The organism is Algoriphagus antarcticus (assembly GCF_002150685.1).
Taxonomy (GTDB): Bacteria; Bacteroidota; Bacteroidia; order Cytophagales; family Cyclobacteriaceae; genus Algoriphagus; species Algoriphagus antarcticus.
In genome coordinates this window covers 63099-74756 of record NZ_MSSW01000063.1, presented here as the reverse complement: position 1 = coordinate 74756, position 11658 = coordinate 63099, and the positions used below count along the sequence as shown (strand labels likewise).

Sequence of the window (11658 nt, the reverse complement as noted above, 5' to 3'; positions counted from 1 at the left end):
CAATCTCTTGATTCTGCAGCTAATGTAACTCGGGTCCCTAGAGTTATCGGGATTCGTAATCCCGAATTCAAATCAGAGAATTAGTAACCCTTAGATTACGGGAAGTTCAATCGTATTCACTCAAAAAAGATCCGAAGGATTGCAACAATTCGTAACCCTCGGCGAAGCCGGGGGCTAAATACTTCAATAGCAAGATAAAGTATCACCCCATTCGGGGCTCAGGAAAATCAACAAATCTTTAACCCTGCACTTCGTACAGGGTCATGAATAGTCAGGCTCCTTCGGAGCTGGTGAAATATTACAAAGGATGCTTTTATAATCTCTTGATTCTGCAGCTAATGTAACTCGGGTCCCTAGAGTTATCGGGATTCGTAATCCCGAATTCAAATCAGAGAATTAGTAACCCTTAGATTACGGGAAGTTCAATCGTATTCTCTCTAAAAAGATCCGAAGGATTGCAACAATTCATAACCCTCGGCGAAGCCGGGGGTAAGTCGTGAAGTAAGTTATTGTAGCCCTGCAAGGGCGAAACTAATTCTTATTCAAAAAATACCTTTCATCAATCTCAATTCCATTTTCGATCAATAACCTTCGAGTATTCTTTCGGAAAAAATCCGCAGTATTAAAACCGTTCACAACCCTCGGCAGAGCTGGGGGTATTCAGGACCGAATTGGCATAGTAGCCCCGAATGGGGAGTGACTAATAAGTATCACCCCTTCAGGGCTCTGGAAAACCAACAAGTTCTCTACTCCACACTGCTTGCAGGGTCATGAATAGTCAGACTCCTTCGGAGCTGGTGAAATATTACACAGGATGCTTTTACAATCTCTTGACTCTGCTGCTTGGGATTTGCAATCCTTAATTCCTATTACAGGATTTTCAGACCAAAAGATGAATTCAGACGACTTTGGTTAGTGCTTAATGATCGAATTGCTGAAGCAAGAAAAATCGAGAATTGAAAGGCAAATCCCTAATCCACCGACTCCATCAGCGTACGGAATGCAAGCGCCTTCTCACCATATCTTGCCTGAGTTTCATACCGAAGTGGAGTTGCAAACCGGCTTTCGTATTCGATCAGCTTTTTGGTGTTTTCTGCAAAAAACTGCACGCTGTAATTCGTTACGTTATCATCCGGACTATTAAGAAGTCTAAAAAATTTGTGTTCTATAAATAGGCCAGTGGCGAAAATATCAGGGATGTGGGTGCCTTTCATCCACTGGACAAAATCCTCTTCGATCTCATTGGAAACTGTGAAAGTGATGTTGTAAAGAATCATATCAGGGATTTTGGCTTAAATTTCGTTTTTTTGCAAACAGATTTGAGATTTCAAAGTTAGGAATCCAAACACAAAAACTGTATTTCCTTCGATCAAAGCTTATCAAAACATGCATAAAATAGCCGAGGCTCCCCCACAGGCTCAAAATAAGCGAATAATAATTGCGAAAATTGTAGTAGTTGCCTTGTATGGAGTTGGTCTGATAGGCCTGAGTTTACCAGAGTACCGAGCGTTTTTTCTGATGCTTACTCCGGCTCAGCTGTTACTGACACTGGTTTTACTTTTGGGTTTTCACCGTGGATGGAGTGATGCCTTTCCGATCTTTGCTGCTGTAGCATTTTGGCTAGGTTTTGGATCAGAGCTTATAGGGGTTCATACGGGATATATTTTTGGAGATTATGTCTACGGGCCTACGCTAGGACCTATGCTTTGGGAGGTGCCTATCATTATCGGAGTGAATTGGTTTATATTGGTCTATCTGACGGGGACGGTTTTGCAGAAGGTGACAGACAATGATTTCTATGCGGCTTTGCTAGGTGCGACTGCTATGATCGTAATTGACTATATAATGGAGCCGGTAGCAGTGGCTTTAGACATGTGGTATTGGAAGTTTGAGATTATTCCTCCCAGTAATTACTTTACTTGGTTTGGAGTAGCATTTTTGATTCATTTGATTTATAGAAAAGGAAATTTTGAAAAGGGAAATCCACTAGCTGCCTTTATATTGGTAGCTATGATTCTATTTTTCACTTTTCTTAATTTCACGTTGGAGCTTTGATTTTATTTTTGAAAATGGAGCTCATTTATATTTTATACGTAAACAAAAAGTGCCCATAAGGGTTATTACTGTGATGATTGAGGCTATTGGTTTTGGCATATTAGGATTTGTCTTAATGGAATTGTCAGGTTGGGCAATTCACAAATACTTAATGCATGGACCTCTTTGGAAGATTCATAGGACACATCACGAGCATTCAGAGTCGTTTTTTGAGCTGAATGATCTCTTTTCTCTTATGTTCGGAGGTATTTCAATATTGCTGATATTCTTGGGAGCGGGGGAGTTAGATTTCAGGTTTTGGATAGGAATAGGAATTAGTACCTATGGCATGCTCTATTTCTTTCTGCACGATGTGTTGATCCATCGCAGAGTGAAGTGGCTAGATCGACCTAGAGGAGGTTTTTTGCAAGGAATCTTCAAGGCTCATCAGGCGCATCATCAAAGTAGGAAAAAGGACGGAGCGGTATCATTTGGGCTGTTTTTTGTGCCAAATAAATATTTTAAGAATTTAAAAAGGTGAGCAATTACTCAATAAAAGATCTGGAGCAACTGTCTGGGATCAAAGCACATACGCTTAGGATCTGGGAGCAGCGCTATAATCTTCTCAATCCCAAAAGGACTGATACAAATATTCGCTATTACGACGATGATGATCTGAAGCTGATCTTGAATGTGGCTATGCTGAATAACCACGGCATCAAAATCAGTAAGATTGCTGCTATGAGCAGTAAAGACATCAGCGAAGAGATCATCCGACTTACAGATCAATCTGTGGATCAAAACGATCAGATTCAGGCTCTTACGATCTGCATGATAGAAATGGATGAGGATAGATTTGAAAAGGTTCTTTCTACCAATATTATTAAATTGGGATTTGAAGATACGGTGCTGAAAGTGGTTTATCCTTTTCTGACCAGGATCGGTATCCTTTGGCTTACAGGAGCTATATCCCCTGCGCAAGAGCACTTTATTTCTAATTTGATTCGTCAGAAGTTGATCGTAGCGATAGACGGAGAAACAGGAAATAGTTTTGGTAAAACCTTTATGCTTTTTCTTCCTGAGGGAGAACTGCACGAGATCTCACTACTATTCAGTTCCTATTTGATCAAAAAGCATGGGCACAAAGTCATCTATTTAGGACAAAATACTCCTAATGCGGATTTGATATCTGTGTATAAAATGCAAAAACCAAACTATTTGCTTACAGTAATTACCTCTGCGCCTGCTGGGGATAAAGTCCAGGAATATGTAGATATGCTGGGCAGAGAGTTCAAAGAATCCGAGATCTTTGTAACGGGATTGCAAGCTTTAGATCAGTCACTTGCTATTCCTTCCAACATTCGTTTGCTCACTTATGCGAAGGAGATAAAGAACGTTCTGGTCAAAATGGAAGAGCAGACTGTTTAGAATTATTATAAATTTATTAAACAAAAGTATTCCTTGGGAATACTTTTTTTATGCCCTGTAATAGCTAAAATCCCTATTTTTCACTTTTTATACTGAATCTAATTAAATTTTTGTTTAATGAAATGAAAAAATAACTAAACAGAAATTTGGTATTTTGTTTAACAAATATTAGGTTTGTCTAAACAAAAACACAAAACCATGACATCAATCGAATTCAGTTACTCGCTAAACCAGCTAACAAGCGTGTTGAAGCCGTTTGCATTAAAATTGACCAGAGACCTCGACGATGCAAATGACCTGCTTCAAGACACGATGGTAAAAGCCTACACCAATCAGGATAAATTCGCCGAAGGCACAAACCTGAAAGCTTGGCTTTATACCATCATGAAAAACACTTTCATCACCAATTATCAGAAAATGGTGAGAAGGGCAACTTTTGTAGATACTACAGACAACCTTCATTACATCAATTCAAGTGCGACATTAGTAGAAAATTCTGCTTATGGAGAATTTGCAATTGACGATATCTACCGGGCTATTGATAAATTGGAAGATATTTTTAGTAAGCCATTTTTGCTATATTATAGGGGATTCAAGTACCATGAGATCGCCGATAGACTTAATATTCCGATTGGAACTGTGAAAAATAGAATACATATTGCTCGTAAGTACCTCAAAGAAGATTTGATGGTCTATAAGCACGTAAATTAACAAGATGAAGCAAAAACATGCGGTAGTGATAGGTTCTGGATTTGCTGGCCTTTCCGCCGCAACTCATCTTGCTACCAATAATTTTACAGTAACACTTCTGGAGAAAAATGATTCTCCGGGAGGTAGGGCTAGGAAGTTTTCTAGCCAAGGATTTACATTCGATATGGGGCCAAGCTGGTATTGGATGCCAGATGTATTCGAAGATTATTTTTCACATTTTGGCAAAAAACCTTCCGATTATTACGAACTAATACGTCTTGACCCATCATATTCTGTGATTTATGGACAGGATGATGTTTTGGATATTCCAGCGAATATGGAAGAGTTCAAGGCCATGCTGGAGCAAATTGAGCCTGGTTCAGCAGCTCAACTTGATGAGTTTCTGGCGCAAGCCAAGTATAAATATCAGGTAGGAATTCACGATTTGGTGAAAAGACCGAGCAGGTCGCTGTTGGAGTTCGCCTCTTTTGGACTGATGAAAGATGTGATGAGAATGGATATTTTTCAGTCCATGTCCAGTCATGTTCGCAAGTTTTTCAAGTCTGAAAAAATTGTTCGTCTGATGGAATTTCCAGTTCTTTTCCTCGGGGAAACTGCCGATAATATCCCGGCACTTTATAGCCTGATGAACTATGCAGATATAGCATTGGGCACATGGTACCCTAAAGGCGGAATGTATGAAATCATTGGTGGCTTGGTGTCTTTGGCAGAGGAAAAGGGTGTAAAAATCAGATACAATGCCGAGGTAGAAGAAATAGAAATAGAGCGGGGTGAGGCCAAAAGTATAAGGCTAATCTCCGGAGAAAAAATAAATGCTGACGTCGTCATCGCTGGAGCAGATTATCATCACGTGGATAGGCATCTGATCAGTCCTAAGTATAGTAATTACAGTGAGGAATATTGGGATAAGCGAGTGCTGGCTCCATCCAGTTTACTGTTTTATTTGGGAATAGATAAGAAGCTGGAAAATCTACGCCATCATAATTTGTTCTTTGACGAGCCTCTGGGTCCTCATGCAGATGCAATCTATACCAATCCAAGATGGCCTGAGGCTCCACTGTTTTATGCATGCGTTCCCTCAATCACCGATTCGACAGTTGCTCCTGAGGGGATGGAAAATCTGTTTTTGTTGATTCCGTTGGCTCCTGATTTGGAAGATTCCGAGGAGACTAGAGAGAAATATTATGGAATTATCATGGATCGACTGGAAAAGATCACCGGCCAAGAAATACGCTCTCGTGTAGTATTCAAACGATCTTATGCACATTCGGATTTCAAGGCAGACTATCATGCTTACAAGGGAAACGCCTATGGACTGGCTAATACGTTAAAGCAAACAGCGCTGCTCAAACCGTCATTGAAAAGCAAAAAGGTAAGTAATCTTTTCTACACTGGGCAGCTCACTGTACCTGGCCCGGGAGTACCACCATCGCTGATTTCTGGCTATGTGGTTGCAAAAGAGGTGATTAGGGAAAATTTGTAGTATATTAAGCATATTCAATATTATGGATGCAAAGGAGTTATTTGACCAAACAAGTTTAGACTGTGGTAAGCTTATCACACAACGATACAGCACCAGTTTCACGCTTGGGATTCAAACGCTGGATAAGAAATTCCATGCGCCGATCTATGCCATTTATGGTTTTGTGCGTTATGCAGATGAGATTGTGGATACTTTTCATGAGTATGATAAAGCCAAGTTGTTGGCTGATTTCAGACAAGAAACCTATACTGCTATAGATACTAAACTTTCGCTAAATCCTGTACTACACGGTTTCCAGTTGATGGTAAATAAATTTGATATAGATCTGGATTTGATTGAAGCTTTTTTCAAAAGCATGGCGATGGATTTGGACTTCAGCACCTATAATGACAGTCGATATCTAGAGTATATATATGGTTCAGCTGAAGTGGTTGGGTTGATGTGCTTGAAAGTATTTGTGGAAGGAGATCAGGCAATGTATCAGCGTTTGAAAAGACCTGCGCAAATGCTGGGTTCAGCATTTCAGAAAGTTAATTTCCTTCGTGATATTAAAAGTGACTACGAAGAACGAGGAAGAGTGTATTTCCCTGGAGTTTCTTTTGAGTTATTTGACAAACCTGCAAAAGTCCTGATTGAAGAAAATATTCAAAAGGATTTTGACGAGGCATTAATTGGTATTGCGCAACTTCCGGATGGAGCAAAACTTGGAGTGAAAGTAGCTTATTTGTATTACCAGAAGTTGTTTGACAAAATTAAGGGACTTTCTGCTGCCAAGATCACTCATGAGCGTATCCGGATCCCTAACTCTCAGAAGTTCACCTTGTTGATTGGTACTTACTTTGGAAGTAAATTGGGGCTAAGTTGACTATGGAAAAATATATGAATTTGGGGATAAGTCTTTTTCCTATTTCGTTTCCACTCATTCGTTCATTTGAGTCAAGAGTCAGGTTTGTGAGCAAAGGATACTCTTTTTTTCAAGCACTTCTGATTACGGCAACCTTTTTTATGATTTGGGATCATTGGTTTGCCGTGATCGGAATTTTCATTTTTCAGCTGCCAATTGAAGAGTTGCTCTTTTTATTCATTCTCCCATTTGCATGCATTTTCATTTATGATGTATTGCTTTACTTTTTCACAAGAAACATCTTCATGCTTGGCGTAAAGTTCTTTGTTTTCGCAATGATTCCGATTTTGTTCTTTCTGTCATTTTTGGATCTAGAAAAAATGTACACCGCTGTAAATCTTTTCTTGAGTGTACTTGCGATGGGTGTTTATTGTTTTATTTTCAAAGAAAGATTCATGGGTAAGTTTATATTTGCCTACATGGTTGATTTGTTTCCGTTTATTACTTGCAATGGTTATTTGACAGGAGGTATTAATCTTAAACCTGTTTTGATCTATACTAATGATGAAAATTTAGGGATTCGAATTTAGTCAGTTGTCATCGAAGACACGATCTATTCCAAGACGTTACTTTTGATGAATGTGTCATTATTTGAGTATTTCAAAAAGAGGAAAACAATACAGCAAACTTAAAGTTATTTAGTTATGAAGAATCTTCAAGTTCAAATTGATGTGCACTCTGGTTTCTGCTTTGGGGTGGTTTATGCTATCGAAATGGCAGAAGATATGCTTGATGAGTCAGGACATCTATATTGCCTTGGTGACATAGTACACAACGACGAGGAGGTAAATCGACTCAAACGGAAAGGCCTTAAAATCATAGATCATGAGGTGTTGAAAGATCTTCACGATGAAAAAGTGTTGATTCGCGCACATGGAGAACCTCCTTCAACTTATGAACTTGCGATTAAAAATAACCTAACGCTTATCGATGCTAGTTGTCCTGTAGTACTTAAGCTTCAGCATAGAATAAAGAACTCATTTGATAAGGGCGACTCCATCTATATCTATGGAAAACATGCTCATGCAGAAGTGATAGGGCTTCTTGGCCAGACAAATAACGAAGCAGTAGTTTTTCAGGATATTTCCGAGCTGGATTTGAAGACTCTACCTAAAAATATTACGCTCTATAGTCAGACGACAAAAAGCACTGATAAATTCTACGAAATCAATAAAATTCTGAAGAATAATGATATCGAAGTAAATACCAATGATACGATATGTCGGCAGGTGTCCAATAGGGACAAAGAGCTTCGTGATTTTGCTACTAAGTTTAACAAAATTGTGTTTGTCAGCGGAACAAAATCATCCAATGGAAAAGTGCTTTTCAATGTTTGCAAAGACACTAACCCAAACACCCATTTTGTTTCGAACTCAGATCAAATAGAAGCGAGTTGGTTTGCGGAAAACGATCTTGTAGGAATTTGTGGAGCTACTTCTACTCCTATGTGGCTTATGGAGCAGGTGAAGGAAAGGATCCTGACTTTTTGAGAAAACATTCCCAAATAGCTAGTATGAAGTCGGAAATCGCACGTGCGTCTGTTGACCCAAAAGGGATTTTGATTGCATTGGCAATTATTGGCCTTTGGTTTTCGTCCCTGTTTTTTCTTTTGAATTACCAGATTTCTTGGAGTGATCCGTTGGTTTACTTGGGTGTTTTGATCCAAATGCATCTTTACACGGGGCTTTTTATCACGGCTCATGACGCGATGCATGGATTGGTATCTTCAGACAAAAAACTGAATAAGACCATTGGCTGGTTCGCAGCTTTACTCTTTTCTTACAATTTTTACAGTAGGCTTTTTCCCAAACACCACGAGCATCATCGCTTCGTAGCGACAGCTCAAGATCCTGATTACCACGAATCGAACAATTTCTTTGTTTGGTATTTCAGCTTTATCAAGCAATACATATCGATTTGGCAGGTGCTCTTGATGGCTGTGACCTTCAATATTCTAAAGCTTTTTCTCCCAACTGAAAATCTGATAGTATTCTGGATGCTTCCTGCTGTGATGTCCACTCTGCAGCTTTTTTACTTTGGCACTTACCTTCCACATAAGGGAGAAAATGACAACAAACATCATTCGACTACCCAAGCCAAAAATCACTTTTGGGCTTTTATTTCCTGTTATTTCTTTGGTTATCACTTCGAGCATCATGATTCTCCAGGCACACCATGGTGGAGACTTTGGCGGGTGAAAGAATCTCAACACTAATCAAGAGAATTTTAATGAAGCCAATTCTACTGCTATTAGCATTTGTATTCTTTTCATTCCAAGCTTTTACGCAAGGTGTGATACGCGGGAAAATCACCAATCGAGTGAATAACCAGCCGGTGGCTTTCGCCAATGTGCTTGTAATGCGATCTGAACTGGGAGCAATTTCGGATGAAAACGGGTTTTATGAAATCACCAAAGTCCCTCCTGGATTATACAATGTAAGAGTTAGTTTTGTGGGGTTTAAAACCAAGACCCAATTTGAAATTCAAGTGAATTTGGCCAAACCTGTGCAATTGGATTTTGACCTATCGGAGGATGCTTCGGAGCTTTCAGAAGTAGTGGTCAGTTCGGAGTATTCCAGATCGGAGGAGACTCCCCTTTCGGTAAGGAAACTCAATGCTAATGAAATAGAGCGCTATCCTGGTGGCAATCGTGATATATCCAGAGTAATACAATCATTGCCTGGAGTAGCAAGTACACCTAGTTTCCGAAATGATATCCTGATCCGTGGAGGTGCGCCAAATGAAAACAAATTTTTTATCGACGAGATCGAAGTGCCAGTGATCAATCACTTTGCTACTCAAGGTTCGTCTGGTGGGCCAGTCGGGATTTTGAATGTGAATCTGATCAAAAACGTAGATCTAATCGCCGGAGGATTTCCTGCCAATCGTATGGATGCGCTAAGTTCGTTCTTTGAATTTCAGCTCAAAGAGGGGCGTAGAGATAAAATGGCAACCCAGCTGACCGTTGGCGCTTCGGAGTTGACATTGTCCAATGAAGGGCCAATAGGTGAGAAAACCACTTATCTCCTTTCTGCCCGTCGCTCATATTTGCAAGGTCTCTTCAAGCTGATAGGCTTGCCTTTTCTCCCTACTTTCAATGACTTTCAGCTGAAAACCACAACCAAAATCAATGAGAAAACCGAGCTTACTTTTATTGGTGTAGGGGCGATAGACAAATTTGCCCTGAATGAGGATGTACCTGATGAAGAATCGCAAGAAGATCGGGAAAGCCGGCTTTATCTATTGGATGTGCTTCCAGTTCAGAATCAGTGGAATTACGCAACTGGGCTGAAATTGAAGCGGTTTCGGGAAAATGGATTTTGGACTTTTGTGATGAGCAGAAATATGCTGAACAATCACGCAGTGAAGTATGCTGGCAATGATGAAAGTAGTGAGGAAAACTTACTTTACGATTACTTGTCACAAGAATCTGAGAATAAATTTCGTGCTGAAAACAGCATTTTCAAGAAAGGATTTACAGTGAAATACGGTGTCAATTATGAATACTCTAGGTATTTTATCAAGAATTTTGACCGATCCGTACTTGCCAGCAGTGAAGAAGTCATCAATGTAGAATCGACGTCGAATTTTAATTTGTACGGAGGATTCGTCTCTGCAAGTAAATATTTCTATGATGAACGTCTATTGATCACTGGAGGAGTGCGAATGGACGGTGCGGATTTTGGCAAAACTGCCAAAAACCCTTTTAATCAGGTTAGTCCCCGTGTTTCATTTTCTTATCAATTGAAGCCAAATCTCTTTGCGACCGCTAATGCAGGGATCTATTACCAGAAGCCTTCCTACACGGTTTTAGGCTTTAAGGACAGCAATGGAGAGCTAATAAATCAGGTAAATGATGTGCGATTTATCCGAAATTCTCAGTTGATTGCCGGAATAGAATTATTGATTCCAGAGAAAAATCGCCGACTCACAGCAGAGGCTTTTTATAAAAAATACAGTAATTATCCCTCCTCAGTTCGTAATGGGATATCCCTTGCAAATCTAGGTGCTGACTTTGGAGTAATTGGGAATGAACCCGTAGAATCCAATTCAGAGGGAAGAGCTTACGGATTGGAGATGCTTGCTCAACAACGTTTATTCAACAACTTTTATGGCATAGCATCCCTGACGTTAGTGCGCAGTGAATTTACAAATCCTAATACCGATGGATACATTGCCTCTTCTTGGGACAACCGGTTTATTGTGAGTTTGACGGCAGGGAAGCGATTTGGCAATAACTGGGAAATAGGGGCAAGATGGCGATTTTTGGGAGGTACGCCATACACTCCTTATGACTTCGAGGAATCCAGCTTGATCCGTAATTGGGATTTGAGAAATCAGCCTATTTTGGATTTTACTCAAATCAATGCAGTAAGATTGCAGGGATTTCACCAAATGGATGTGAGATTGGACAAGAAATACTTTTTCAAAAAATGGAATTTGAATTGGTATGTGGATATTCAAAATGCTTACAATTTCAAGGCTGAGCAGCCACCTTCGCTGGTTCCTGTGAGAGACTTGGAGGGAAATATTCTGGTGGATCCATCAGACCCAAGCCGCTATCACCTTAAATATCTTAACAACCCTGCAGGGACGATCTTGCCGACTGTTGGCATCATCGTGGAGTTTTGATTAGAAACTCAATGTATCCAGCAGCTTGATAATCCTTGCTGATTTGAACTCTATGTCATCCGTGCTGTAGAAATACTGGATCCAAGACTGCTGATCTGCAGATGACAGGTTGTTAAATAATTCAAGCTTGCCGGGATCATCGTTCAGACAATCGATTAGTTCTTGAGGGAGCTTGTCAGGTATTTTATTCTTGAAAAATCTGATTTTCACCTCATCTCCTTCTTCTTTACCAATGTTTTTTCTAATGAGTTTGGCAACAGGCAAAAAAACATATCCATTGCCCATAGGCATCAGGTGTTTGCCTTCGAAAGAATAACCATCGATAGAACCGGAGATCTTCATCATTCCGAAGGCTTTCCCAGTGGTGATAATTTCTGCAGATAGTTTAATATAAGTCCAGCCTCCCTTGACAGGAAACCGTTCTAGCATAAATGTTCCCTCTACGATAAGTTGCATAAAAAAAGAG

The 11658-nt window shown here is 39.9% G+C and carries 12 protein-coding genes; 10 read left to right on the top strand and 2 right to left on the bottom strand.

Annotated features, from left to right (window positions below):
* Positions 1-971: 971 nt before the first annotated feature.
* Entirely contained in the window at positions 972-1277 is a 306-nt protein-coding gene (locus BVH04_RS19590) for a DUF4286 family protein (RefSeq protein WP_086543164.1), read from the bottom strand.
* Positions 1278-1386: 109 nt separating this feature from the next.
* Between BVH04_RS19590 and BVH04_RS19585 the strand changes: the two genes are divergently transcribed.
* The 10 genes from BVH04_RS19585 (at position 1387) to BVH04_RS19540 (ending at position 11192) form a co-directional block, all read left to right on the top strand.
* Positions 1387-2055 carry a carotenoid biosynthesis protein gene (locus BVH04_RS19585; RefSeq protein WP_086543163.1) on the top strand — a complete coding sequence of 223 codons (669 nt, stop codon included), beginning with the start codon at positions 1387-1389 and terminating at the stop codon, positions 2053-2055.
* Positions 2056-2128: 73 nt separating this feature from the next.
* Positions 2129-2575, top strand: coding sequence for a sterol desaturase family protein (locus BVH04_RS19580; RefSeq protein ID WP_086543172.1), 447 nt, complete (start codon positions 2129-2131; stop codon positions 2573-2575).
* Positions 2572-3462: a MerR family transcriptional regulator gene (locus tag BVH04_RS19575; protein ID WP_086543162.1), complete on the top strand. Its 891-nt coding sequence runs from the start codon at positions 2572-2574 to the stop codon at positions 3460-3462. The genes BVH04_RS19580 and BVH04_RS19575 overlap by 4 nt, the downstream gene beginning before the upstream one ends.
* Positions 3463-3660: 198 nt before the next feature.
* Complete coding sequence (locus BVH04_RS19570; protein WP_086543161.1) at positions 3661-4173, top strand: RNA polymerase sigma factor; 513 nt, start codon at positions 3661-3663, stop codon at positions 4171-4173.
* A 4-nt stretch (positions 4174-4177) separates the two neighbouring features.
* Positions 4178-5656: a phytoene desaturase family protein gene (locus tag BVH04_RS19565; protein WP_086543160.1), complete on the top strand. Its 1479-nt coding sequence runs from the start codon at positions 4178-4180 to the stop codon at positions 5654-5656.
* A 22-nt stretch (positions 5657-5678) separates the two neighbouring features.
* Positions 5679-6521 (top strand): phytoene/squalene synthase family protein, encoded by an 843-nt coding sequence (locus tag BVH04_RS19560; protein ID WP_086543159.1) that lies wholly within the window; start codon positions 5679-5681, stop codon positions 6519-6521.
* Positions 6522-6523: 2 nt separating this feature from the next.
* The gene (locus BVH04_RS19555) at positions 6524-7090 is read left to right on the top strand and encodes a lycopene cyclase domain-containing protein (protein ID WP_086543158.1); all 567 of its coding nucleotides are present in this window, start codon (positions 6524-6526) and stop codon (positions 7088-7090) included.
* 114 nt (positions 7091-7204) lie between these two features.
* The gene (locus BVH04_RS19550; protein ID WP_086543157.1) at positions 7205-8050 is read left to right on the top strand and encodes a 4-hydroxy-3-methylbut-2-enyl diphosphate reductase; all 846 of its coding nucleotides are present in this window, start codon (positions 7205-7207) and stop codon (positions 8048-8050) included.
* A 23-nt stretch (positions 8051-8073) separates the two neighbouring features.
* Entirely contained in the window at positions 8074-8775 is a 702-nt protein-coding gene (locus tag BVH04_RS19545; RefSeq protein ID WP_086543171.1) for a fatty acid desaturase, read from the top strand.
* Positions 8776-8789: 14 nt separating this feature from the next.
* The gene (locus BVH04_RS19540; protein WP_086543170.1) at positions 8790-11192 is read left to right on the top strand and encodes a TonB-dependent receptor; all 2403 of its coding nucleotides are present in this window, start codon (positions 8790-8792) and stop codon (positions 11190-11192) included.
* Here BVH04_RS19540 and BVH04_RS19535 read toward each other — a convergent pair whose 3' ends face one another.
* The gene (locus BVH04_RS19535; protein WP_086543156.1) at positions 11193-11648 is read right to left on the bottom strand and encodes a DUF1905 domain-containing protein; all 456 of its coding nucleotides are present in this window, start codon (positions 11646-11648) and stop codon (positions 11193-11195) included.
* Between the last annotated feature and the right edge of the window lie 10 nt (positions 11649-11658).